Source organism: Proteus sp. Marseille-Q3619 (assembly GCF_965283115.1).
Window position 1 is genome coordinate 2,279,401 of record NZ_CBDIMP010000001.1, and the last position, 25,753, is coordinate 2,305,153.

The window sequence follows — 25,753 nt, forward strand, 5'->3', positions numbered from 1 at the left end:
GACAGGTATAAATCTTACGTAATATGGGCGATTTTATACGTAAGTAGCCATTATAAGGGATGCTGATTTATTAATAGCTTGCCTGAAGAGGGATCTTGTAGAGTAAAAAGGAGTGACCTTTTTAATTCATCATTTTTCATAAATCCGATGCTAATGGTACATAAATCCGTCAATAAAAAAAATGATTGTTGAGAAACTTTCCGCAAAAATAGAAAGAGAAACGCAGGAATAGGCTGTAATTGCGCCATGACAAAGGTATACTTTGGCTCTTTGATACTATTTTTAACTAACGAGAGTGATTGCATCCTATGCTGCAAGAAGTAATGCAATTTTTCAACCGGCACACCCTGTTAAGTTTTGTCTGGGTCGCATTGCTGGTGGCGGTCATTGTATTGACCTTTAAAGGGCTTTTTTCTAAGACGAAAAATATTTCCCGTACAGAAGCGATTTCTTTGATAAACAAAGAGAATGCGGTGTGTGTTGATATCCGTAGCCGTGATGAGTTCCGTAAAGGACACATCATTGATTCTATCAATTTAACGCCTTCTGAAATCAAAAGTAATAATATTGCTGAGCTGGAGAAATATAAATCACAGCCAGTTATTGTTGTGTCACCATCAGGCATTGAAGGTGCAAAACCTGCTGAGAGCCTAATTAAACTCGGTTTTGAAAAAGTCTTTATCTTAAAAGATGGTCTTTCAGGCTGGAGTGGTGAGAATTTACCACTGGCTAAAGGTAAAAAGTAACGAGCGGGCAGATTGAGTTCTATACTTACTGCTATTCAATTAATAAGGATATAAAAAGGTAAGATTATTATGTCAGAACAGCAAAACCAAGAGATGACTTTTCAAATTCAACGTATCTATACAAAAGATATCTCTTTTGAAGCGCCTAATGCCCCACAAGTTTTCCAAAAAGAGTGGCAACCAGAAGTTAAATTAGATCTGGATACTTCTTCTAATACTTTAGCTGAAAACGTCTATGAAGTTATTCTGCGCGTGACTGTAACCGCAACAATGGATAACGAAACTGCATTCCTGTGTGAAGTTCAACAAGCAGGTATCTTTACCGTTGAAGGTATCGAAGGCACTCAATTAGCACATTGCTTAGGTGCATATTGCCCTAACGTTCTGTTCCCTTATGCTCGTGAATGTATCACTAACTTAGTCAGCCGTGGTACTTTCCCACAACTGAATTTAGCACCAGTTAACTTTGATGCGTTGTTTATGAACTATTTACAGCAGCAACAAACTGATGCCGCTAATGAAGGGGTTGAAGAAGCTTAATGAACGCTTCTATGACAGTTATCGGTGCCGGTTCATACGGCACCGCTTTAGCGATTACTTTGGCGCGCAATGGCCATGACGTCGTACTTTGGGGTCATGATGCTGAGCATGTTGCTGCGTTAGAGCAAGCTCGCTGTAATCAGGCATTTCTGCCCGATGTTTCCTTTCCTGATAGTTTATACATGGAAGCTTCTTTGCAAAAAGCCATTGAAGCCAGCCGTAATATTCTGGTTGTGATCCCAAGCCATGTTTTTGGTGATGTATTACAACAGATCAAACCCTTTTTACGTCAGGATGCGCGTGTTGTTTGGGCGACAAAAGGACTTGAGGCACATACTGGTCGCTTGTTGCAAGATGTAGCGCGTGAAGTATTAGGTAATGAAATCCCGCTCGCAGTTTTATCAGGACCTACTTTTGCTAAAGAGCTTGCGGCAGGTTTACCTACTGCGATTTCTGTGGCATCAACGGATAATACGTTCTCTGAAGAGCTTCAACAGCTTTTCCATTGTGGCAAAAGTTTCCGTGTTTATAAAAACCCTGACTTTATCGGTGTGCAACTGGGTGGCGCGGTAAAAAACGTTATCGCCATTGGCGCGGGTATGTCTGATGGTATGGGTTTTGGTGCCAATGCACGTACAGCGCTTATCACCCGTGGTCTTGCTGAGATGAGTCGTTTAGGGAAAGCTTTAGGTGCAGATGCAGCAACCTTTATGGGAATGGCAGGGTTAGGTGATTTAGTCTTAACCTGTACTGATAACCAATCTCGTAATCGTCGATTCGGCATGATGCTAGGTCAAGGTTTTGATGTTGATACTGCCCAAGAGAAAATTGGGCAGGTAGTTGAAGGTTATCGTAATACCAAAGAAGTTCGCGCATTAGCAGAACAAGTTGGTGTTGAAATGCCTATCACTGAGCAGATCTACCAGATTTTATATCAGCATAAAGATGCCAAAGAAGCGGCATTATCTTTATTAGGTCGCGCAACGAAAGATGAGATAGACAGCAATCTGTTCTAAGTCTATTTTAAATAGTCAGTTATTTATTTCTGTTTTAAACATAAGAAGCCTAAGTTTTTGCTTAGGCTTCAATGTAAAAGAATGAGAGTGAGTATGTCGCTAGAAGAGCTAAAAAGAGTCTGGGATCATATTAAAAATGAAGCAAGATGTTTGGCAGATTGCGAGCCAATTTTGGCGAGTTTCTTCCATGCGACATTACTCAAGCATGAAAATTTAGGCAGCGCTTTAAGTTATATGCTGGCGAACAAGCTGGCAACTCAGACAATGCCCGCGATTGCTGTGCGTGAGATTGTTGAAGAAGCATATCGTAGCGATAATTCTATGATTGAATCTGCAGCTTATGATATTTCCGCTGTTCGTTTACGCGACCCTGCTGTTGATAAATACTCCACACCTCTGCTTTATCTAAAAGGTTTCCATGCCTTACAAGCTTATCGCATAGCTCATTGGTTATGGGGGCAAGATCGTAAAGCACTTGCCATTTACCTACAAAACCAGATATCTGTTACTTTTGGTGTCGATATTCATCCAGCCGCCCGCATTGGCCATGGCATTATGCTTGATCATGCGACAGGTATTGTGATTGGTGAAACTGCTATCGTCGAGAATGATGTCTCTATTTTACAATCTGTTACCTTAGGGGGAACAGGTAAAACTTGCGGTGATCGTCATCCTAAAGTACGCGAAGGCGTGATGATTGGTGCTGGTGCTAAAATACTTGGTAATATTGAGATTGGTCGCGGTGCTAAAATTGGCGCTGGCTCTGTGGTATTACATGAAGTTCCTGCACACACCACGGTTGCTGGTGTACCTGCTCGCATTGTGGGTAAACCAACCAGTGATAAGCCTTCACTCGATATGGATCAACACTTTAATGGTGTAGTATCTGGTTTTGAATGTGGTGATGGTATTTAATGGTATCAACAGAAGTCACACTCTCTGAACTTAAGGCTTGTTTACACGCTGAATATATTAGTGATAACAAGCCTTTTAGCTGGATAAGACTTTTTCATCGTGTTTTTTTCTGCCAACGCTCACGTTATCTATTTTGGTGGCGTGTCGCCCAATTCTTTTATTTCTCTAACCATCGTTTTCTTAAAAAGTTAGGCACTCGCATTGGTGCTAACAATAATCGTAAATATTGCAACGATATCTCACTAAGAACACGTATAGGCAAAGGTCTTTCATTACCGCATCCTATCGGGATTGTACTGACTAATTACTGTCAGTTAGGCGAGAATGTGACCTTAATGCAAGGCGTGACGATTGGTGTAAAAGCGAAAGATGGCAAAGCCAATATTCGAGTCGGCAATAACGTTTATATTGGTTGTAACTCATCGATTATTGGCGGAGAGATAGTGGTAGGTGATAATGCCGTGATTGGCGCTCATGCATTGGTGTTGAAAGATGTAGGGGAAGGGTGTCGGTATATCACGAAGGTTGTTGCTGAAATAAAACGACCAAAAATAGACTAAATGAAGTTTTAATATATTTGGATCCAATAGAAAAAAGCGCTTGCTCATTATTTATGAACAGCGCTTTTTGCATTTCAGTCTCTTAATAACGCACCAGGATAACCTAGTTGACGCCATGCCTCGAAAACTACAACGGCAACAGTATTTGATAGGTTCATACTGCGACTATCTGCAAGCATAGGGACTCTGATTTTCTGCTGTGTTGGCATATTATCCAATACATAAGGTGGTAAACCACGAGTTTCAGGTCCAAAAAGAAGATAATCGCCATCTTGATAGCTAACGTTGCTATGTGCAGGAGTCCCTTTTGTCGTTAAGGCAAATACACGTGCACCTGTCGGTGATTGTGCATTATCAGGGTTTAAACCTTCACTTTCTAAAAAAGCATAATAATCGTGGTGCTGTTTAATATCTGCAAACTCACGATAATCAAGCCCTGCACGACGTAGACGTTTATCATCCCAAGTAAAACCCAAAGGTTGGATCAAATGGAGATGAAAGCCTGTGTTAGCACACAGGCGAATAATATTACCCGTATTCGGTGGAATTTCGGGTTCAAATAAGACGATATTGAGCATATTAAGCCTAAGATAGGGCATTAAGAATGAGTGCTATTTTAGAACACCTATTTTTTTAGCTAAAGATGGAAATTTAGATCTAAAAAAACCATTGAAAGCATAATGAGAGAAATAATAAATAGAATGAAAAATATTTAATTTTTCTTCTTCTCTATAAATTCTCCATTGATATTTTGCAGCATCAAGTTTATTAGAAGAAATTGAGTTTTCTCTTATGTTATAAGAGCCTAAAGATTCATTTATTCCATAAGCATAGGGAGTTTGTTTCAATAATTTCAACCACAATGCGTAATCTTGTCTTTTTCTAATTGAAGGCATAGCGAAATCAGTAAATTTATGTTTATCAAACATTACTGTTAAACAACCAATAGAACAGACTTTTAGCATATCTGAGTAGCTTACTTTTTCAGGTATCCCAATTTTACAGATAAACGTATTATCTTCATAAACCCTATCATAGGCTGAAAAACAAAAATCTATGTTATTAGATAACATAAAGTTAAGCTGTTTTTCTAGTTTATCCTCTCGCCAAGAATCATCACTATCTAGAAAGCAAATAAAACGACCGCTAGATACCGATAAACCTCTATTGCGAGTAATTCCTGCGCCTTGATTAATATCGTTTTTTAATATCTTTATTCTTTCGTCATCATAAGAAGAGATTATTTCAATAGTGTTATCATTAGAACAATCATCAATAATAACTAATTCAAAGTTTTTATAAGTTTGCTTAAGAACGGATTCTATGGACTTCCTTATATATTCACCAGAATTGTAGGATGGCATAATGATAGATATTAAAAAATTAGTGTTTTTAGATAACATCAGAACTACTGCCTAATCTGAAAGGGAAGATATAAATTAATCGTTACCAAATAGGTCACGAGTATAAACTTTTTCTTCAACATCATTTAATGCAGAAGCCATTCTATTGGTAATGATAACATCAGAAATAGCTTTAAATTCATTTAGATCGTTGATTAGTTTTGAATTAAAGAAAGTCTCTTCTTGCATTTCTGGTTCATAAATCACCACTTCAATACCTTTGGCTTTGATTCGTTTCATAATGCCTTGGATTGAAGATGAGCGGAAATTATCAGAACCCGATTTCATAATTAAACGATATACACCCACAACTTTAGGTGATTTCGCAATAATTGAGTCCGCAATAAAATCTTTACGGGTGCGGTTAGCTTCAACAATAGCCCCAATAATATTATTAGGTACAGATTCGTAGTTTGCTAATAGTTGCTTAGTATCTTTCGGTAAGCAATAGCCGCCATAACCAAATGATGGGTTATTGTAATGATTACCAATGCGAGGATCTAAACAAACACCTTCAATAATTTGTTTTGCATTTAAGCCATAAGCTTGAGCATAGCTATCTAATTCATTGAAGTAAGCAACACGTAATGCAAGATAGGTATTAGCAAATAATTTGATTGCTTCTGCTTCTGTTGAATCAGTATAAAGCACATCAATATCTTTTTTCTGAGCACCTTCAACCAACAGATTTGCAAAGGTTTCTGCTCTTTCTGAACGCTCACCAATCACGATACGAGAAGGGTAAAGATTATCGTAAAGCGCACGGCCTTCGCGTAAGAACTCAGGAGAAAATATAATGTTCTCAGTATTATATTTCTCTCTCATTTCTTTAGTAAAACCAACCGGAATGGTTGATTTAATAATCATCGTGGTGTGTGGATTATATTCTAAAACGTCACGAATAACCGACTCGACAGATGAGGTGTTAAAGTAGTTAGTTTTAGGATCATAATCGGTCGGCGTTGCGATAATAACAAAATCAGCATCTTGGTAAGCAGTTGTTTTATCTAGAGTTGCTGTGAAGTCGAGTTCTTTCGTAGCTAAAAACTCTTCAATTTCTTTATCTGAAATTGGTGAGATTTTTTTGTTTAAGAGTTCGACTTTTTCTTTATTGATATCTAACGCAATAACTTTGTTATTTTGGGAAAGAAGGATCCCGTTAGATAGACCGACATAGCCGGTTCCGGATATGGTGATTTTCATTTTATATAATATTCCTTGATTCTAAAGTATATATTCTATGTAATTTACATATGAGATAATAATATATGCATACTATTTATTCTTAGAAAGATTATTTTTTTCATTATTAATAATCGTAAGTATTAAATTATCCCATGAATGTTCTTTTAAGAAAGAATTTGCTTGTGTTTGATCATAATCTTTTGTTGGTATTTTAATAATAATTTTTTTAAAATTTTCAGCTGAGTTTTCATCAACAAAAGTAATAAGATGATTATAGTCTTTATATATTTCTTTACTTGCAGTTTGAAAAAAATCACTATTCAATGCTATTACTGGTAAATGACATGCTGTTGCCTCTAATAGTACTTGACCAAAAGGTTCGTACGTCGAAGGTAAACAAAAAATATCTGAAGAATTATAAAATTCTTCAGGGGTCGAAGTAGATTTAATAATTGTGATTTTATGTTTTATATCTAAATCATTTATTAATTCTAAATAATTTTTTAACAATGGACCATCACCAACAAGTATTAAATGATAATCATCATTTAATATACTTATCATCTTAATCACAACTTCAAAATTTTTTACTTTTACAAATCTACCAAGGCATAAAACTATTTTTTTATTTAAAGGTAAGTCGTGTTTTTTTCGTAATATTTTTTTTCTTGTTCACTTACTGGGTGAAATCTTCTTAAATCAATCCCTGGCGGGACTTGAATGATTTCTTTATTATTTTTTCTGTAGAATGATATTTGTTCATTCATCGTTTTACTAAAACAGTAAATATAAGGTGTTTTATTAAAAACATATTTTTCAATAATAATATTAGAAAGAAATTTTATTTTTTCTAAAAAGTCAGTGCCTCTTTTTTTATTTTGAAAGAAGTGAACGCCTGGGACTATAAAATGGAAATTGTTTATATTACTTAATAATAATGAAAATGAGGTAAGGGTATGTCTTGATATTATTAAATCATAATTACCTGTATCTTTTTCTTTTAATAATTTTTTCAAAGAGAATAAAAATAAACCGAATTTACGTTGTTTATACCTATAAATATTAGCACCAAAAATAATCTCGTGACTTGGTAAGTAACCATCGTCACTTGTGATAACATCTATATCCCAACCTAATTCGTATAATGAATTACAAATACTGCGGAGCGAGTTTTCTACGCCTCCAAAATTAGGATGAAAGGAAGTATTTAGTAATAATGCTTTCATAGAATTCTGTTTTCTATAAGAATAGTATTAGTTGTGTTACAGAAAATATCGCCATTTTCATTTATATCTGGATGCACCATTACTTCTAAGTTACCTTTATGAATATATCCAATTTTAAATTCATCAATGTTAATAAATTCAGAAGTTAGGTTCATTTTATTTAAAACTAAATTTAATGTCATTATTTTTTTATAGAGTATCTTTAACTTTGATCTTGAGCCTGTAGTTCTTGGTATTCTAATTTTTAAATTATATTTTTTCCCTAATGATTTTACAATGCCAAATATAGGAAAGATAGTATGTGTGTGTTGGTGGGAATCTATATGGGTTGGAGTAATTCCATTATCAAGTAAATAGCAGATTTGTTTTTCTAACTCTATTCTAATCACACTTGATAATTTTTTTTGTATTTTTAATGATGTTCTATTTATATTAAATTCCAATTTATCATTTTTTTTGTTGTAAATTTGAGGAAAGTTTTTTATTTCAGATGTTAATGAATGACCTTCCACTAAATTTAGGTGAATACCTATGGGCAATTTTAGCTCTTTCGTGAGTTGAATGGCTTCATCAGTAGAATTCATATTCGTTAATATTGTAGTGCTATTTATTATTCCATATTCAAAGCAAGTGATAATCGCTTTATTTACAGTTGGAGAGATACCAAAATCATCAGCATTAATAATTATTTTTTCCATGATTTCTCCCTAATAAGTAGTGTTAGATAATATAATGGAGAAAAATAAATTTTTGAAATTATTTCTTCACCACCAAATGATAATTTAAATTTGGCAATACCATCCATATCACCAAAAGCGATACCACCCCAATCATATGTATTAAAATCACTATTTTTTAGATAGATGAGGTCATTCCAATGGTGAAACCTGTTTATCATACCCACAATTTTATGTTCAATATTATGATTGGTAATTGAATATAGCAATTCAGCATAATCATTTATAATTAAATAAACATGAATGGATTGCCATTCATTATTTAATTCTGTTGAGGTTAATAATATATTATTTTTATATTTTTTTAATCTCTCTTCAGAAAGTTTTGCTAGTGATAAGTTTTTAAATTCAATAAATTCATTGTATAAATTTATAAATGAGGTAAGAGTTATGCTGTTAATATTGTTTTAACATCTTCTTTTTTAATTTTATTTATTTCATTTCTTGTGTTCTTTTTTACATTGGACCACAAGTCATCTTCATTATTTGATAGATAATTAACTATACTTCGCTTATCTTTTTGTATAAAAGGTAAGGTAGTATTAAATTCATTGTGCCCTTTATATGCTGTAAATTTAAATAAATCAGAAACATCAATGTTTTTATAATTCCATTTATCATTAAAGGTTAAACCAAATTTTTTAAATTTAATATTCATTTTGAGTAGACCAATATAAAAGCATGAATTACAGATTTAAAACTATCAAATTTTTTAAAATTTTTTTTAATTAAAAATAAGTAATATAAAAATGTTCCTTTTAATGTTCCGAATATCCGTTGAAAACATAACATTCTGGATTTAAAAGCATAAATATTATTAAAGATGAGGCCACTAGAATCATCAGGATGCTCTCCTATGATTTCTGCTATATATCTTCCTTTTAATTTTTTCTTTAGAAATTGAGAGAGAAATACGGTTCATCACAAAGAAAGTATTTTTCACCAGCACCTAAATCTTCAGGAAATTTAAAGTGATTATCTGAAATGTGTTTTCTAACACAAGTTACTTCAATAGTCCCAATATTAAGGATAGTTCTATAATTATGTTCAAAATCTTGTTTTTTAAATTTGTGCCAACTATAGTTTTTTAAGTAAGAGAAAGTTAAAAAACTATATTCGGGATACTTACTATAAGCTGAAGCTATAATATAATTTATATTATCAATATATTTCACATCGTCATCACAGAATAAAACAATATCAGCTTTCGATTTCGAAATGGCTATATTACGGCTTTTAGTTACACCTTTAGTATAACTCTTAAAATATTTAATATCTTTTCTACTGAGGAATAATTTTTCTAATAAAAGTTCATAATTATCTTCAGCTAAAATTTGATGAACAATAATAATTGTTACATTATCTTTTGGTGTGGGAATGTTTTTTAAAAATTTCAAGATGCCATCACGATAAATTGAATATAGCATGTCAATACTCATTTTTATATTCCTTCCCCAAACGATAAAGAATAATTATATTCGCAATAGTCCAAAAAAATGCAAGGAAGCATATTCTGAACGATAAAGAGATGTAATTAGAAAACTAAAAAATAGTAAAAAAGAAGCATAAAAATATTTATTTTTTCTGTAACTATCAAACAATATTTTTCCAATTTTTAAAAGGCCAATGGAAAAAAGTAGTATTCCAAATAGCCCTCCATCCCATAAAAAATCAACAAATAGATTATTTGAAATACTAAAGTCTATTTCTTTGAAATTATTTATCGCAAGAATATTGTAAAAATCAAGGCTATTCAATCCATTTCCAAATAACTGATTTATAAATGGAATGTCTAGGAAACCCGCTATTATTGTTACAATAACGTATGATCTTGTTGAATCACCAGAAACTTCACTTTTTAACTTATCTGAGAAATATTCCAAACTTGTTGAGTCTAATCCAATATATATAATAATTGGGATTAATAATAGAATTATTATTGTCAATATTAGTTTAAATGAAGCTCCAGTTTTTTTTGTTAATAAAAATATTCCTAGTAATAATGCTGCATGTAAATATACGCCAGTTGAATATGTTTTATACATTATAATAATTGTTAATATGGAAAAGATAAAAAAACTTTTTCTTTTTAAGAAGATCCATGCAATTATTAGTGATTCAAATAATAAAGGTGAGTAGTAGTTTGGTTCTCTAGCAATAGATGTAATTCTAAATCCTAGTGAGGAATTTAAAGCAGAATTGGAACCATAAATAAATGATCTAGTTTCTACGAATGGTAAGTTATATGTTAAAGCTATTATCTGATAATATGCTAGTAATAAAAATAGAGTGCATATATAGAAAGATAGTCTAGGTATAGTTTTTAATTTCCTAGGATTTCTGTCTAACCAATAATTTATAGCATATAATATTACCAATCCAATTGTTAATGTTGTAAGGCGTGATGAAAAGTTAATTAGATAGTTATAATTTAGTTTGTTAAAATTAAATAACATTCCTATACTAGAAATGGCTATATATAAAATATAGGATGAAATAAAAATTAGATTTATTTTTTCCATTTTTACTCTATTTATATTTTTTATATTAAGGAATATATAAAATGAGAGTAATAAGGTGACAATTAAAAGATTCTGTTTTTCAAAGAAAGTTATTGATAAAGGTGCTAATAAAAAGAAGAGTAATATAATCATATCAATGATATTATTTTTATGGCTATAAATATGTCTATAAGCTTTCATTATTTATTAAAATTTTTCCGGATTTGATTCATATATACTCTTATATTTTTCAATATAGCTTTCTATAGGTTTTATTTTTTTAGCTGGATTTCCTGCATATACAAAGTTGCTTTCTAAATTACTGGATACAACAGTTCCTGCAGCAACAATAACATTATCACCAATATGACTTCCTGGTAAAATGATAGTACCCACACCAATAAACACATTATTTCCTATTTTTATAGGATTTCGGTAAGATTTTCTTGAACCATTTTTCCATACTTCTTTATGAATGACTAATTCATCAATAAATAGTGTTGGAGATGCATCATGACCTATAAGATGGGCTCCAGTAATAGTGCAGTTATCTCCTATATAAAAATAATCCCCTTTTTGGCTGTGTGAAAACTCAGTATTATATATAATAGTATTATTTCCAATAAAAATATTTTTATTTCTTAATCTTTCTTTGGTTAAATTATAATTGTAATAATTTAGTAAGTTATTATATTTTTCATTTTTAATTAATATCTTTAATAAGGATATTAATTTCATTAGAATAATAATTCTAAGTTTTTTTATAAAGTTCATGTTTTTTCTCTAGTTAATCCAAACCAAGGCATATTTACACATTTTATAGATGCTATGTATACGGTTATTAGTTGTATTAATTTTACCAAAGAAAAAGATACTGCAGCACCAATTAACCCATATCTAGGGACAAATGCAAGAAGTAATATAACATTTGTAATGCCAGATAATATAGTTATGATGGCGAGGCGACCTGTTTTCTTTGAATAATAAATATATCCAGACATTATAAGATACATTCCACCAAATAATTGACCCAAGCATAACCAACCAATGATATTAGATATTGAATAATACTGTTCTCCGACTATAAATCTGATTAAAATAGGACTTATAATAAATATTAAGATACTGCAAAAAAACAAGGTGATAAAAAATAAATAGGTGTACTTTACTATTTTAATCTTTTCATTAATATCATCTTTTTTCAATTTTTCAAATAACCATGGAATATATGCTTGATATAGTGAGTTGAAAATAATTGCTATTGTGGAGCTTAGTTGTACACCCACCATATATATTCCAGCTTCACTTAATCCTATTGTTTTATTAATAATAAACCTATCAATAAAACTAATAAAGAATACACCAATAGTGTGTGGCAATAAAGGTATGCTATAGGATAAAGCATCATTCATTAAATTTGGATTAGGTTTCTGAAGTATTGAAATTAGATTACTCTTTATTAAAAGAAATGCAGATAACAAGAAGAATATTATAGATGAGATAAGTTGAGCGTCTACTCTTCCTTGTGCGCCTTGATTGAAAATTACAATTAAAATTAGAGATAAAGTTATATTGGTACTACTATTAGATAACTGAAGAATGCCAAATTTTTTTGCATCACCTCTAACTTGCCATTGAATTAATCTTAACGATATTATGTAGTTTATTGTACTTATTATTATTGCTATATATATCCAACTTGGGGGGATGGATAAAAAATCAGACAATGAGTTTATAAATATAGATATGAATAAAAATACAAGGATAGCACTTATAAAAAGAATAAATAGACATGAATTATTATATTCTTTTAATTCATTGTCACTTTTTCGTTCATCAAAATATTTTCGACTTATAGCACTAATAGTATTACAGCCAATTAATGTTCCAATACCGGCTAAAAATATTTGAAACATAGCTATTTTTCCATATTCTTCAGTTGATAAATATCGAGTTAATATTGGTAGTAGAAGAAAAGGAATTGCTGAGTTTAGTATATTAGAAATTAGGTATACACTTGCTCCTTTTAGTAACTTCATGAAATCCTAAGACCTTATCTAATAATTAATTTATTTTGTTAAAGCTACCGCACTGGGTTTACGGCCCCCAGAGCGCCAAAATTTATCTCGAAAAACTCTTATCTATATGTAATATAAGAGTTTTGTTATATAAGCATACTTTAACAATATGCAAAAACCGCAGTGAGAGTAGACTCTTCAAACCAGACGGTCAAGTGATAGCTGGGTATTTTAGCATTGATTGGGTATATATAAATATCGGAATAACGGTCGATTCAGCCAGATCATTCTGAATTGCATCAACAAACGCTAACTAAAAGAATATGCCACCTATTCTTCAATAGATGGCAGTATATTTTGATACAACAGTTTAATTACTCTATTAAGCTGCTGGTGATTTATTACCCGCTCCTGCTCTTGGCAACCAAATCTCTACTCTTAACCCACCTAATGGACTATCGTCAGCTTTAACATGGCCTCGATGTTGGCTAACTGCGGTTTCAACAATCGCTAAACCTAAGCCTGTGCCTCCAGATTCACGATCTCTTGCTTCATCAGTACGATAGAACGGTCGGAAGATATGCTCTCTATCTTCTGGGCTAACGCCTGGGCCATCATCATCAACAATAATGGTGATACCTTGGTTCTGCTCAGTAAAGGCAACTTCAATGCGAGAGTTGGAATAACGTAAGGCATTACGAACGATATTTTCAAATGCACTAGCCAGAGAATATGGATTACAGTAAATAGGCCATGCTCCCGGCGGTGTTGTCACTTGTAGTGTTTTATTACTTTGTTCGGCCTCAAATTTAGCGTTATCTAAAATATCATCCCACAATTCATTGGCTTTTACTGTTTCACGTAATAACTCGTTTTTATGTTGATTACGAGAAAGAACCAGCAAGTCATTAATCATGCCATCAAGCCGCTGAGTTTCAGTTTCAATACGCTCTAGCTCTTTACTTTCTCCACTACGACGGCGTAACAATGCGCTAGCTAATTGTAAGCGTGTTAATGGTGTTCGTAACTCGTGAGAAATATCAGAAATTAAACGTTGTTGTGCTTCAACCATACGTTCAAGAGCACTTATCATCTGATTGAAACTGGTGCCTGCTGCTAAAAACTCTTGAGGACCAGTCTCTAGCTCTGGGTGAGGGCGGAGGTTACCTTTAGCAACATCATCGGCCGCATTTTTAAGTTGTCTTGCAGGTTTTGCTAAGCTCCAAGAAAGCCATACTAATAATGGTGTGCTGATAAGCATGGTGAATATGAGTAGCAATAGCGGTTTATCAAATAATAAGTTGATAAAGTCAGATTGAGGGCTACTTGAAGGACGTACGAGATAAAGTTGGTAATGATCTTCACCATCTCTTACAGAAAAGGGCCCTAACATCTCAGAACGACCATACTTTTTCTTTTTAGGATGATCGGCGTTATCAGATTGACCAATAAAGTTTCTGACAACCTGCATCTCATTACGTTGAGCGCCGATGATACGGCCTTCACTGGTCACGATAATTAAGCGTTGACCAGGTGGTGCCCATTTATCAATAGCACGAATTAATCGACGCCACCAAAGGAGATCGTTAGCGGGATCTTGAGCTAATTCTGCTTCTATATGTTGTTCTAGCATAACGCCTTGACGGTATTCACTCTCTAAAAGAGGGGTAAGCTGGCGCGAGTCCAGCTTTGGAACCATCATAACTAGCACAAGAACTAATGCTAGCGTCAGCCAGAATATTGCGAAAATGCGCGCTGACAGACTATTTATCATAAAGAATATTTATCAAGTTATTGAAACCATCAGATAACCACGGCCACGTAATGTTTTAAACCAAGGTTGTCCATCTGTTCTTTCTGGTAATTTACGGCGTAAATTAGAAATATGCATATCAATCGCTCTATCAAACGGTGTTAAGCGCTTGCCAAGTACTTCTTGGCTTAGATGTTCACGAGATACGACTTGTCCTAAATGCTGAGCAAGTAAATAAAGCAAAGTAAACTCAGTTCCTGTTAACTCTAGCGGTTCATTATCAAAACTTGCTTCTTGTCGACCAGGATTAAGTTGTAGCTTATCGACCTGTAATGTTGGAGATGTATTGCTGTCAGTCTGTTTTTGTTCGCTCCAGTTAGAACGACGTAAAATAGCTCTGATACGAGCAACTAGCTCTCTATCATTAAATGGTTTTGGTAAATAATCATCAGCACCTAGCTCTAGGCCAAGTACTCGGTCAAGATCACTGCCTCTTGCCGTTAACATAATGACAGGGGTCTGGAAATTTTGGCGTAATTCTTTGAGTGTCTCAATCCCGTTTTTACGTGGCATCATGATATCCAGTAATAACAAGTCGATAGAAGCATCCAAAAGTTTAAGTGCTTGTTCGCCATCAGAGGCGATTACAACATTAAAGCCTTCCATTTCAAGCAGTTCTTTCAATAGCGATGTTAATTCGCGATCGTCATCCACTAATAAGATTTTATGCATTCGTCAATTCCTCCAAGAGAAAAATACGATAATAAATAGCGCGAATCTATGACTTTACGTTCTTTTACACGCTCTGACGCTAGTTTGCAGCCGCAACGGTATAGTAATCCACATAGCAAAGAATTACACATATGAATTATACACATTGAAGTCATATTAATTAGGTCGGTATTAATTTACCGAATTAGGAGTGAAGCAATGCGTAAAGTAGCAGTAGTTGCACTAGCATCAATGTTTTTGGCAGCTCCGACGATGGTATTAGCTGAAACTACAAATACCAATCCGCCTACTGAGCAACAGTATAATGGTAATTACCACTGTGGTTATGGCAATGGAATGCATGGCGACCGTGATTATAGAGGTCACCGTGGACAACGTGGTCATATGATGAATAACGGTGGACATATGATGGGGAACGGCTACGGCGACTCCTATATGTTTAACGGAATTACATTAACTGAACAACAACGTACACAAATGCGCGATTTAATGCGCCAGCATCATCAAGACAGATATAACGGAGATTTCCGTCAGCGTCATGAGAATATGCATAAATTAGTCACAGCTGAGAAATTTGATGAAGCGGCTGTAAGAGCACAGATGCAAGATATGGATAAACAAGCAATTGAGCGCCATGTTGAAATGGCGAAAGTCCATAACCAAATGTATCAGCTGTTAACCCCAGAACAGAAAGCGCAGTTGGAAAAGAATTACCAACAGCAAATGTCATCTGTTGACCAACAAGGTCAACAGAATCAGTAGTGAAGTAAGAGTGTAGTAAAGCAGTACCTAGTTAGAGAGTAAGTAGCAACAACGAAGTTTTTTCCTTGCCATAGACACCATCCCTGTCTTTTGCAGCCCCTCTGGAGAGGGGCTTTTTTTTATTGAGTAACTCTATTTAAAATTACAAGATAAGAAATTTCAAAAGTGCCTTATATTTTATCTGAGTATTTTTTTATTATTTTAGTAGTTCTTTTATAAAGAGAGTTACTGCTATTTTGGGGCTAAATATTTCTCTGATGCAGCTATTATTTGTTCAACAATATTATTGTCTTCATATGTTTTTGCATTAGAAACGAAAATCTGTTGAGAATTATCATAGCCGGGTCCCCACAATTTATTATTGTGGATAGCATCTTTATATATTGCTACTAGAGGGCGTCGGAATGTTGCAGAAATATGCACAATAGAGGTATCGGGTGATATAACAAGATCTGCTTTTGAGATCAATGCAATAGTGTGTTGTAGTGATTTTGGTATATATATTTTTGCATGGTTAAATGTATTGTCTGGTATTACTTTTTTATGATCTAAAATAATAATATTAATATCATTATAGAGGGAATTTAATTTTTCATCTATTTCTTTAGCTTGAGTTAAAGATAAACAACGGTCATCACTACCAGCAAATATATTTATTATGATATTCTTAGTGTTTTTAGGTAGAGTAAATAAATAACTCTCTATTTCTTCATCAATATCATTGGGATAGCAAATATCATAATCTATGCTTTCTCATTAATATTAAATTCTGCTAATAATAGCTCATATGATTTTTTTATATGATCTAAATTATAATCAAAATAAATTGATTTACTATAATGTTTTAACCAATTTTTCTTATTAAAACTAATAACGTTTTTTGCTGAAATTTCTTTTAAAAGCCTAGGTCTATGTATAGGAATATTAAACATAGATGGATCTATGATTAGATCATAATTATTTTCATTTAATTTTCTCACAACGTCCTTACTAACATTGTGATTGTGTTTCTTCATGAAATCATTAAGACTTATATTATTGGCAATATATATTTTTCTTATATTATTATTATATTTTAATATCGAGTCATTTGTTGATGTAACTAAAATATCAATTATATAGCCGTGTTGAGATAGTATCTTTATAATAGCCGTGTCTACAATGACATCACCTATTTTTCCTTCATTGCGCAAAATTAGTATTGTTTTTACTGAGTTGAAATCAATAGTTGTTTTTTTAGGTTTATCCCAAAGGATTTTTTCTATAAACAAGTTGAAATAATAGCGAATATCTTTCATTACATAATTTCGTTTTCTATTCCAAGCTCTTAATGTTGCAAATTTTTTTCTTCATAAAAATACGGCTAATAATAGATATTGTTAATGTATATAGACATGGTTACATGCAACGGTAACACATAACAATAAATGATTGTATAGTATTTTAATATACAGCTTTGATTCTAATTTAATCCATTGATTTAATTGAACTAAATCAGGTGTGTAGCTGGAGAGTAATTAAGGTAGTATAGAGATATCATAAAAATAATATCTCTATACTATATAAGCTACAACAACGCCTCTGGAGATTCAGGTAAAATCTGCCCGCCATCCACGATAATTGTTTGACCTGTAATATACTTGGCTTCATTCGACGCAAAGAATGCGGCGGCATAGCCGATATCTTCTGGTTCACCTAAAGTATGTGTTGGGATAGACGCTTTCATCTGATTTAAATAGGCTTCACCTTGCGCCTGTAAGCCTTCGGTGAGGATATTTCCTGGCATCACAGCATTGATGGTAATACCATGACGTGCATATTCTAGTGCTGCGCTACGCATAAAACCCAATTGTCCTGCTTTACTTGCACCATAGTGGCTCCAACCCGGATAACCCGTAATAGCGCCTGTAATAGAAGAAGTGATAATTACACGACCTTGTTTTTGTTTTTCCATTACGCGAAGGGCTGCTTTTACTAAGAAAAACATCCCCTTGAGGTTAACGGTATGCATTTTATCCCAATCGGCTTCCGTCATCTCTTTAATAGTGGCTTGAGGGAAAATACCGGTATTGGAACAAAGAATATCGAGTTTACCGTACTCTTTCACGACATCATCAACCACTTTTTCGCAGGCAGATTGATGAGTGACATCAAGGTGCATAAACTCAACATCCAATTCTTGCTTTGTTTTATTGCCTGCAACATCATCAATATCGGCAATAATCACTTTCGCACCACTATTTTTTAGGGCGATAACGATACCTTTACCAATGCCTTTTGCACCACCTGAAACCAAAGCGATTTTACCCGTTAAATCAAACATAAAACCTCCTATTAAGTGTGAGTTCCACTGTATCAGTCTAGATTGAAAAGCGGTAAATCAACCAGAGAACTTTGTTGCTGGTCACAAATGTACCCTAGATCATCTTTTTCTTTGAAAGGATGACATCACAAAATAGAGAGATAAACGGTAGATAGAGCATCACACCAGAGAAAACTGAATATTTATCAAAATATGCCGATGCTATTTTTTAGCGTAAATAGCGTTTTTTTGAGATGAATGCAAAAAGGCAGTAAAGTGTCTGTATAAAAAGTGTTAACTTATTGGCGAAATGCGTTTGAGATAGACTAGTATAATATTTATACAGGCTACCTGATTAGTTTAATGCGCATCAAGTTTATGAAAAAAAATGTACGATAATGATGAACTGGTAAAAAATATGCGTACAATGGTATTGTTGAATCAATTCAGCATTTACGATATCGGAAAATTACACCAGATAAGCCGGTATTGAAATAAAAAGTTATTCCAACAATTTTGCAATAATTACATCGAATAAGAATCAGAGGTAATCATGGTCAATGGGATCAAAAGAATTGGGGTTTTAACAAGTGGTGGTGATGCACCAGGTATGAATGCCGCGATCCGTGGTGTTGTCCGTGCCGCACTAAGTGAAGGTTTAGAGGTTTATGGGATTATGGATGGCTACATGGGGCTATACGAAAATCGCATGAAAAAACTCGACCGTTTTAGCGTGTCAGACATGATCAACCGTGGTGGTACATTCCTTGGTTCTGCTCGTTTCCCTGAGTTCCGTGAAGACAATGTACGTGCTGTTGCTATCGAAAACATGAAACAAAATGAGCTTGATGCCTTAGTTGTTATTGGTGGTGATGGTTCTTATTTAGGTGCAAAAAAATTAACGGAAGCAGGTTTTCCATGTATCGGTTTACCAGGCACAATCGATAATGATGTTGCTGGTACTGACTACACTATTGGTTATTTCACTGCATTAGAAACGGCTGTTGAAGCCATTGACCGCTTACGTGATACTTCAACTTCTCACAAACGTATCTCTATCGTAGAAGTGATGGGACGTTACTGTGGCGACTTAACACTGTCTGCGGCAATCGCAGGGGGCTGTGAATTTGTTGTTCTGCCTGAATCTGAATTACCTTTTAATCGTGATGAGTTACTGGCAGAAATCAAAGCGGGTATTGAACGTGGTAAACGTCACGCCATCGTTGCAATCACTGAACACGTTTGTGATGTGCATGAATTAGCGCGTTTTATTGAAGCTGAAACTAAACATGAAACGCGTGCAACGGTATTAGGTCATATCCAACGTGGTGGTTCTCCAGTTGCTTACGACCGTATTCTTGCTTCTCGCATGGGTGCTTACTCTGTACAACTGCTATTAGAAGGCTATGGCGGTCGTTGTGTCGGTATTCAAAACGAAAAACTGGTTCACCATGATATTATTGATGCGGTTATGAATATGAAACGTGTCTTTAAGGCTGATTGGTATGAAACCGCGAAAAAATTGTACTAAGCAATAGCCTCACCGTAATACCAAAGCCTTTCTGAGTTCTATCCTTATTCGTGAACTGCTCTGATACTTTTTTGTGTCAGAGTAGTTTCTCGAGTGAAAACATTTCATTTAGCGATCTCTATCCTCCTTTATTTCTTCTGATCCCCTTTATATTGATAGATATATTCCTGTTGTGTATATCCATCGGCTTTTTGTTATTTCATCGTTATAAAACTTTCTGTCAGCCTAGTTAAATACTTAACGATAGGGGGATAGATATGTTTAAACAATGGGGTGTGTTATCAACCGCTTTAATGGCATTACTTTTTTCCAATATTTTATGGGCTAAAGATATTCAATTATTGAATGTCTCTTATGATCCAACGAGAGAACTTTATCAGCAGTATAATCAAGCATTTAGCCAGCATTGGGAGCAGAAGACGGGAGATAACGTGACTATTCGTCAATCACATGGTGGCTCAGGAAAGCAAGCAACATCGGTAATAAATGGTATTGAAGCGGATGTTGTTACCTTAGCACTGGCTTATGACATAGATGCAATTGCTCAAAGAGGGAGTATTGATAAACAGTGGCTAAAACGACTTCCTGATAATTCTGCCCCTTACACGTCAACAATCGTTTTTCTGGTCAGAAAAGGAAACCCTAAACAAATAGTCGATTGGGATTCATTAATCAAACCAGGTATTTCAATTATTACCCCTAATCCAAAAACCTCAGGCGGTGCGAGATGGAATTATCTTGCAGCGTGGGGATATGGATTAAAAGCCAATCATCAAGACAGTGAAAAAGCCAAAGCCTTCGTCAAAGCACTTTATCAGCAAGTTGAGGTGTTAGATTCAGGTGCAAGAGGAGCCACAAATACCTTTGTTGAACGGGGCATTGGTGATGTATTGATTGCATGGGAAAACGAAGCTTTATTAGCGATTAATGAATTAGGGGCTGATAAATTTGAAATTGTTACTCCATCAGTTTCTATTCTTGCAGAGCCAACCGTTTCAGTCGTTGATAAAGTGGTTGATAAGCGAGGCACACGAGAAATCGCTACCGCTTACTTAGACTATCTTTATTCACCACAAGGACAAGAAATCGCTGCGAAAAACTATTATCGCCCTAGAGATAAAGCGATAGCGGAAAAATACCAAAGCAGTTTTCCAAAACTAGAGTTATTTACACTTAATAATGTTTTTGGCGATTGGCAATCTGCACAGAAAACACATTTTGCGACAGGCGGTGTGTTTGATGAAATAAGTCGTCGCTGATCGCACGACTAGAAACAAAAAAATCACCTTCTGCTTTATCTTCAGTAAGGTGATTTTCTCTATTTTTATCGATTAATGGCATAGGCCAGAAAGATAAAAATTATTTTTTCGCTTTAGCTTGTGCTGCTGCTTTAACGATAACGGCAAATGCGTCCGCTTTCAGTGAAGCGCCACCAACTAATGCGCCATCGATGTCTGGTTGACCAAACAGTTCTGCTGCATTTTTATCGTTAACAGAGCCACCGTATTGAATGATCACTTGTTCAGCGATAGCGGCATCTTTCTTCGCAATATGATCACGAATAAATTTATGAACAGCTTGAGCTTGTGCTGGAGTTGCAGATTTACCTGTACCGATAGCCCATATTGGCTCATAAGCGATAACCGCGTCTTTAAATGCTGCTGCGCCGTGTGCATTTAACACAGCATCGATTTGGCGAGCGCATACTTCTTGAGTTTTGCCAGCTTCGTTTTCAGCTTCAGTTTCACCAATACATAATACTGGTGTTAAACCTAACTCTTTTAACACGCCGAATTTTTGAGCGATAAACTCGTCAGATTCTTTATGATAAGTACGACGCTCAGAGTGACCAATGATAACGTATTTAACATCAACGTTTTTCAGCATTTCTGCTGAAGTTTCACCAGTGAAAGCACCTGATAAGTTAACACCTGTATCTTGAGCACCTAATGCAATACGGCTTCCACCAATTTCATGGCGTGCTTGGCATAGATAAACTGCTGGTGGTGCGATAGCAACATCACAACCCGCAACACCGCTAACTTCTTTACGTAATGCAGCAATTAATTCATGAACCATATGAATGCTGCCGTTGAGTTTCCAGTTACCCATGACTAATGGATGGCGCATAACTTTTCCTCCAACCGAGTGGTTTAAATTTAGTTTGCTAATAAACACGAATTCTGTTGATGCACAACAGTATAGAGAACAATGAATAGAATAGCTTTGTTTTTTATCACGGAATAGCTGAAACGATCTTGCTGTTTAAAGAAAGCTTAATCGGTTCAATGGCGAAGGTGGTTAATTGATTATCTTCATGAGCAATAATATAGCGAATAGCACCCACATCATGGCTAATATAATCAGAATTTTGATTTTTAAATGCGAATAAATTGAGAGCCTCTTGAATTTGCTCTTGGGTTATTGATGAGTCAAATTGGGCGATCAAAGTGATAATGTATTGCGTTGTGATCTCGCGATTTATCTTTTCTAATTCAGGTGAATCAGGGGAGTGGATCAGCGTGAGTTGTAAACTTTTTATTTTTTCGCTCCCGCGCTCTAATATTGCAGATGAATAGAGATAAGGCGTGATACGCGTTGCGGCTCTAACAAGAGGGATCGCAATATCGTGATTAGTAATAATTTTATATTCGTTAAGCGATAACAATGGATTTTGTTGATTGAACTTAGCTCTTAGCTCTGGAATGGTTATTTCAAAAACAGGTGCATCTTGTTTAAGATAGGCAATATCATCTTTAGTGGGCTGTTTTTGTGCGACAGACATTTCTGTTGCAAAAACAGAAGCTGGCAAACAAAGAGCAATACTTATGATTATCAGGTATAACGTAGAAAGTGTGTTTGCTTTTATCATCTGTCCTCCGCTTATCTGTGCTGTTATTGGCTAGTCTGTATTATTTGATACCAAATGGACAGTGTAATTCACAAATTAAGTAAATTATTGAGAATTTATGACCTTACAACATTGGGCATTTTCATTCAAAGGACGAATTGGACGTCGTGATTTTTGGGCTGGTTTAGGGGCTTGTTTTGCTCTTTTTTTAGGCTTATTTATTATTAATGATATGATTTATCCCTTACCAGCTATTGTTACGTGGATACTCATCTTTTTTATTCTTTATCCTTTATGCGCGATTTTTACAAAAAGACTGCATGATAGAAATAAAAGAGGAATATGGCTCTTATTACTCTTACTTGCCGTGATGTTAGGATTAGCCGATACCAGTAGTTTAGAACCTTTTTGGCAATGGGCGATTGGACGTTTTCTTCCTTCTTTTATTGGGGTGATTATGTTGCTTGATTGTGGTGTATTTATTGGTAATGACGGTGAAAACTATTTTGGTAAACAAACTGAGCAAGTGAATTACCGACGCTTACGCTAATACTTTTTATTAAAATAAATTAATAAGGGCGAAAGAGAAGAATTCGCCCCTATTATTATTTCTCTTTTTCATATTACCAATATTGCTCACTGGTGATATGCCCAGGTTTTCGTCGTAAGTGCTTACGCATTTCCCGCTGCTCTTTCAAGAGTTGTTGAGTGTCTCTGACCATTTGTGGATTACCACACAACATAATATGGCTCTCTTCTGGGCTGATGGTTAGGCCAACTGTTTTTTCTAAGGCCCCACTTTCAATGAGTGCAGGAATACGTCCTGTTAATGAGCCAATATGATTTTCACGGCTGACAACGGTTTGAATGCGTAATTTGCCTTGATAACGTTCAACGAGTTTTTCCATTAAAAGTAAATAGCTTAAGTCATTAGCATATCGAACAGCGTGGACAAGAACGATATTTTCAAATCGAGAGAGATCTTCACCTAATTGTAAAATAGAGAGGAAAGGGCCGATAGCGGTGCCTGTCGAAAGCATCCAAAGTGTATTCGCGGTGGGTACTTCTTCTAATACAAAAAAGCCACTGGCTTGTTTGGTCACAAGAACTTCATCACCTATTTTTAGCGCGCACAATTTAGGGCTTAATTTTCCATCAGGCACAGTCACCAGATAGAACTCTAAATTGGGATCATTAGGTGCATTCACATAAGAGTAGGCTCGTTGTACTCGCTCGCCATCAATATCTAATGCTAATTTTGCAAATTGCCCAGCTGTAAACTTATCAATAGGAGCATTGATGACAAGACTCATTAATGCATCAGTCCAGTGATGAACTTGAGTAACTTTTCCATTCACCCAATTAGCCATAGAGATTATCTCCTTTTGATAAACATGCTTACGTTGGTTATTTATTCTAAATAGAAAGCGATTTTTTATTTATCAAGATGGTGTGGTGATGTTATTTATCTGAGATTTTGTCAATCAATGACACAATATGTACATTTATATTGACAGCTATGGTGTTTTTCTCTGACATTAGGTGTCATACAAAAATTGCTGGCTATCTCGCAAATTTCTCCAAATTTGTTAACTTAGTCTCATTCTGAAAAGGCATGCATTTTGCGGAGTTTATTTTTATAAATTCTCTGTGGTGTGTGCTTGTCCGTTAATTTATTTATCTGAAATTCTTGAGCAAAGAAAAGAAATGAGAAAGTTAGAGCATGCAAATCTATTATTATTGATAATTGCACTGGTTGCTGTGGGTCAAATGACTCAAACTATTTATGTTCCTGTTATTGCTGATATAGCCGTTTACTTTGGTGAGCCAACCGGAGCGGTACAGCAAGTTATGGGTGCCTATCTTTTTTCTTATGGTTTTTCACAACTAATTTATGGACCTATTTCCGACAAAGTAGGGCGCCGTCCTGTTATTTTAGTCGGTATGACTATTTTTTGTTTATCAACACTTGTGGCGATTTTCTCGCAAAATTTAACCACACTGGTGATTGCAAGTACCTTACAAGGGATGGGAACTGGTGTTGCAGGTGTAATGACACGTACCCAACCTCGTGATTTATATACAGGAACTGCATTACGTTACGCCAATAGCTTGTTAAATATGGGCGTTTTAGTTAGCCCATTATTAGCGCCTATGATTGGTGGTGTGGTCGCTCACTTCTTTGGCTGGCATGCGTGTTATATCTTCTTATTATTATTGGGAAGTAGCGTTCTTTTCTGTATGTATCGTTGGATGCCTGAAACACGTCCTGTACAAGTTGAAAAGCGTAAAATGTTATCATCATTTTACTTACTGCTTTCAAACAGTACCTTCAGTGCATTTTTAATTATGCTGATTTGTGCGTTATCAGGTATTGCCGTCTTTGAGGCATCAAGCGGTGTATTGATGGGCGGCGTATTGGGATTAAATAGTATCACTATCAGTATATTATTTATTTTGCCTATTCCTGCTGCATTTTTTGGTGCTTGGTATGCAGGTCGTGAAGGCAAAACCTTTGTACAGCTGATGTGGCATTCTGTGTTTTGTTGTTTATCCGCAGGGATTTTAATGTGGATCCCTGGTTGGCTAAATATTATTAATATTTGGACTTTATTAGTACCCGCAGCACTGTTTTTCTTTGGTGCAGGTATGCTATTCCCATTAGCAACAACAGGGGCGATGGAGCCATTCCCTTATTTAGCGGGTTCAGCAGGTGCGCTGGTGGGTGGTTTACAAAATGTAGGTTCCGGTGTAGCAACATGGTTTTCTGCTTTACTGCCACAACATAATCAATTTAGTTTAGGTATGATTATGTTTGCTATGTCAGTGGCGATTATGCTTTGTTGGCTTCCTTTGGCTCATCGTTTTAGCCATGAAGAACATACTATTTAATTGATGCAGTGACTGAAATAAAAAATGCCGAGATAAAAGTCTCGGCATTTTGGTTTTGTAGCCTAGGCTACTTCTCTCTCAAA

At 34.8% G+C, this 25,753-nt stretch carries 29 protein-coding genes; 10 read left to right on the forward strand and 19 right to left on the reverse strand.

Annotated elements, in window-relative coordinates; genetic code table 11:
• Positions 1–308 precede the first annotated feature (308 nt).
• From ACWPWK_RS10365 to ACWPWK_RS10385, 5 genes are all read left to right on the forward strand, one after another.
• Complete coding sequence (locus ACWPWK_RS10365) at positions 309–746, forward strand: rhodanese-like domain-containing protein (protein ID WP_109373443.1); 438 nt, start codon at positions 309–311, stop codon at positions 744–746.
• A 69-nt stretch (positions 747–815) separates the two neighbouring features.
• The gene (gene secB, locus ACWPWK_RS10370; protein WP_109373394.1) at positions 816–1,286 is read left to right on the forward strand and encodes a protein-export chaperone SecB; all 471 of its coding nucleotides are present in this window, start codon (positions 816–818) and stop codon (positions 1,284–1,286) included.
• Positions 1,286–2,302, forward strand: a complete 1,017-nt coding sequence (gene gpsA / locus ACWPWK_RS10375; RefSeq protein ID WP_099073939.1) for an NAD(P)H-dependent glycerol-3-phosphate dehydrogenase — start codon at positions 1,286–1,288, stop codon at positions 2,300–2,302. Before secB ends, gpsA begins: the two co-directional genes overlap by 1 nt.
• Before the next feature lie 93 nt (positions 2,303–2,395).
• The gene (gene cysE, locus ACWPWK_RS10380; RefSeq protein ID WP_109373395.1) at positions 2,396–3,217 is read left to right on the forward strand and encodes a serine O-acetyltransferase; all 822 of its coding nucleotides are present in this window, start codon (positions 2,396–2,398) and stop codon (positions 3,215–3,217) included.
• A complete protein-coding gene (locus tag ACWPWK_RS10385; protein ID WP_109373396.1) occupies positions 3,217–3,777 on the forward strand; it encodes a serine acetyltransferase in 561 nt (186 codons plus the stop codon). The genes cysE and ACWPWK_RS10385 overlap by 1 nt, the downstream gene beginning before the upstream one ends.
• Positions 3,778–3,851: 74 nt before the next feature.
• On the opposite strand, the gene trmL is transcribed toward ACWPWK_RS10385, so the two are convergent.
• From trmL to cpxR, 13 genes are all read right to left on the reverse strand, one after another.
• Positions 3,852–4,355 carry a tRNA (uridine(34)/cytosine(34)/5-carboxymethylaminomethyluridine(34)-2'-O)-methyltransferase TrmL gene (trmL, locus tag ACWPWK_RS10390; protein ID WP_036933349.1) on the reverse strand — a complete coding sequence of 168 codons (504 nt, stop codon included), beginning with the start codon at positions 4,353–4,355 and terminating at the stop codon, positions 3,852–3,854.
• A 33-nt stretch (positions 4,356–4,388) separates the two neighbouring features.
• A complete protein-coding gene (locus ACWPWK_RS10395) occupies positions 4,389–5,180 on the reverse strand; it encodes a glycosyltransferase family 2 protein (RefSeq protein ID WP_109373397.1) in 792 nt (263 codons plus the stop codon).
• A 36-nt stretch (positions 5,181–5,216) separates the two neighbouring features.
• Positions 5,217–6,383, reverse strand: a complete 1,167-nt coding sequence (locus tag ACWPWK_RS10400) for a nucleotide sugar dehydrogenase (RefSeq protein WP_109373398.1) — start codon at positions 6,381–6,383, stop codon at positions 5,217–5,219.
• A gap of 72 nt (positions 6,384–6,455) precedes the next feature.
• Positions 6,456–7,025, reverse strand: a complete 570-nt coding sequence (locus ACWPWK_RS10405) for a glycosyltransferase (RefSeq protein WP_454209238.1) — start codon at positions 7,023–7,025, stop codon at positions 6,456–6,458.
• Positions 6,995–7,591, reverse strand: coding sequence for a glycosyltransferase (locus ACWPWK_RS10410; protein ID WP_454208837.1), 597 nt, complete (start codon positions 7,589–7,591; stop codon positions 6,995–6,997). Before ACWPWK_RS10410 ends, ACWPWK_RS10405 begins: the two co-directional genes overlap by 31 nt.
• Positions 7,588–8,289 (reverse strand): ChbG/HpnK family deacetylase, encoded by a 702-nt coding sequence (locus ACWPWK_RS10415; RefSeq protein ID WP_109373400.1) that lies wholly within the window; start codon positions 8,287–8,289, stop codon positions 7,588–7,590. Before ACWPWK_RS10415 ends, ACWPWK_RS10410 begins: the two co-directional genes overlap by 4 nt.
• A gap of 427 nt (positions 8,290–8,716) precedes the next feature.
• Entirely contained in the window at positions 8,717–8,986 is a 270-nt protein-coding gene (locus ACWPWK_RS10420) for a hypothetical protein (RefSeq protein ID WP_454208839.1), read from the reverse strand.
• 235 nt (positions 8,987–9,221) lie between these two features.
• The gene (locus tag ACWPWK_RS10425; RefSeq protein WP_454208841.1) at positions 9,222–9,767 is read right to left on the reverse strand and encodes a glycosyltransferase family A protein; all 546 of its coding nucleotides are present in this window, start codon (positions 9,765–9,767) and stop codon (positions 9,222–9,224) included.
• A gap of 33 nt (positions 9,768–9,800) precedes the next feature.
• The gene (locus ACWPWK_RS10430; RefSeq protein WP_454208843.1) at positions 9,801–11,030 is read right to left on the reverse strand and encodes a hypothetical protein; all 1,230 of its coding nucleotides are present in this window, start codon (positions 11,028–11,030) and stop codon (positions 9,801–9,803) included.
• A gap of 6 nt (positions 11,031–11,036) precedes the next feature.
• Entirely contained in the window at positions 11,037–11,603 is a 567-nt protein-coding gene (locus ACWPWK_RS10435; protein WP_208623310.1) for an acyltransferase, read from the reverse strand.
• Positions 11,600–12,868 carry a lipopolysaccharide biosynthesis protein gene (locus ACWPWK_RS10440; RefSeq protein ID WP_109373404.1) on the reverse strand — a complete coding sequence of 423 codons (1,269 nt, stop codon included), beginning with the start codon at positions 12,866–12,868 and terminating at the stop codon, positions 11,600–11,602. The genes ACWPWK_RS10435 and ACWPWK_RS10440 overlap by 4 nt, the downstream gene beginning before the upstream one ends.
• 361 nt (positions 12,869–13,229) lie before the next feature.
• A complete protein-coding gene (gene cpxA / locus ACWPWK_RS10445; RefSeq protein WP_109373405.1) occupies positions 13,230–14,621 on the reverse strand; it encodes an envelope stress sensor histidine kinase CpxA in 1,392 nt (463 codons plus the stop codon).
• A gap of 12 nt (positions 14,622–14,633) precedes the next feature.
• Entirely contained in the window at positions 14,634–15,332 is a 699-nt protein-coding gene (cpxR, locus tag ACWPWK_RS10450; RefSeq protein WP_023583423.1) for an envelope stress response regulator transcription factor CpxR, read from the reverse strand.
• Positions 15,333–15,530: 198 nt separating this feature from the next.
• Here cpxR and cpxP point away from each other — a divergent pair, with 198 nt between their 5' ends.
• Entirely contained in the window at positions 15,531–16,094 is a 564-nt protein-coding gene (cpxP, locus tag ACWPWK_RS10455; protein WP_109373406.1) for a cell-envelope stress modulator CpxP, read from the forward strand.
• 231 nt (positions 16,095–16,325) lie between these two features.
• Here the strand turns inward: cpxP and ACWPWK_RS10460 are convergent, their stop codons facing one another.
• The 3 genes from ACWPWK_RS10460 to fabG all read right to left on the reverse strand — a co-directional run bounded on the left by ACWPWK_RS10460 (position 16,326) and on the right by fabG (position 18,417).
• Positions 16,326–16,841, reverse strand: a complete 516-nt coding sequence (locus ACWPWK_RS10460) for a glycosyltransferase family 9 protein (protein ID WP_454209239.1) — start codon at positions 16,839–16,841, stop codon at positions 16,326–16,328.
• Positions 16,838–17,392 (reverse strand): hypothetical protein, encoded by a 555-nt coding sequence (locus ACWPWK_RS10465; protein WP_454208846.1) that lies wholly within the window; start codon positions 17,390–17,392, stop codon positions 16,838–16,840. The genes ACWPWK_RS10460 and ACWPWK_RS10465 overlap by 4 nt, the downstream gene beginning before the upstream one ends.
• A gap of 269 nt (positions 17,393–17,661) precedes the next feature.
• Positions 17,662–18,417: a 3-oxoacyl-ACP reductase FabG gene (gene fabG, locus ACWPWK_RS10470; RefSeq protein ID WP_109373408.1), complete on the reverse strand. Its 756-nt coding sequence runs from the start codon at positions 18,415–18,417 to the stop codon at positions 17,662–17,664.
• Between the two features lie 532 nt (positions 18,418–18,949).
• On the opposite strand from fabG, the gene pfkA reads away from it, so the two are divergent.
• Positions 18,950–19,927 (forward strand): 6-phosphofructokinase, encoded by a 978-nt coding sequence (gene pfkA, locus ACWPWK_RS10475; protein WP_075673000.1) that lies wholly within the window; start codon positions 18,950–18,952, stop codon positions 19,925–19,927.
• Positions 19,928–20,184: 257 nt separating this feature from the next.
• Positions 20,185–21,186 (forward strand): sulfate ABC transporter substrate-binding protein, encoded by a 1,002-nt coding sequence (locus ACWPWK_RS10480; RefSeq protein WP_109373409.1) that lies wholly within the window; start codon positions 20,185–20,187, stop codon positions 21,184–21,186.
• A gap of 100 nt (positions 21,187–21,286) precedes the next feature.
• Here the strand turns inward: ACWPWK_RS10480 and tpiA are convergent, their stop codons facing one another.
• Entirely contained in the window at positions 21,287–22,057 is a 771-nt protein-coding gene (gene tpiA, locus ACWPWK_RS10485) for a triose-phosphate isomerase (RefSeq protein ID WP_069366847.1), read from the reverse strand.
• 106 nt (positions 22,058–22,163) lie between these two features.
• A complete protein-coding gene (locus ACWPWK_RS10490) occupies positions 22,164–22,799 on the reverse strand; it encodes a DUF1454 family protein (protein WP_109373410.1) in 636 nt (211 codons plus the stop codon).
• A gap of 97 nt (positions 22,800–22,896) precedes the next feature.
• On the opposite strand from ACWPWK_RS10490, the gene ACWPWK_RS10495 reads away from it, so the two are divergent.
• Positions 22,897–23,328: a DUF805 domain-containing protein gene (locus ACWPWK_RS10495; RefSeq protein ID WP_109373411.1), complete on the forward strand. Its 432-nt coding sequence runs from the start codon at positions 22,897–22,899 to the stop codon at positions 23,326–23,328.
• Positions 23,329–23,401: 73 nt separating this feature from the next.
• Here ACWPWK_RS10495 and fpr read toward each other — a convergent pair whose 3' ends face one another.
• Positions 23,402–24,148 (reverse strand): ferredoxin--NADP(+) reductase, encoded by a 747-nt coding sequence (gene fpr, locus ACWPWK_RS10500; RefSeq protein ID WP_109373412.1) that lies wholly within the window; start codon positions 24,146–24,148, stop codon positions 23,402–23,404.
• Between the two features lie 337 nt (positions 24,149–24,485).
• On the opposite strand from fpr, the gene emrD reads away from it, so the two are divergent.
• Positions 24,486–25,670: a multidrug efflux MFS transporter EmrD gene (emrD, locus tag ACWPWK_RS10505; protein WP_109373445.1), complete on the forward strand. Its 1,185-nt coding sequence runs from the start codon at positions 24,486–24,488 to the stop codon at positions 25,668–25,670.
• The last annotated feature ends 83 nt before the right edge of the window (positions 25,671–25,753 follow it).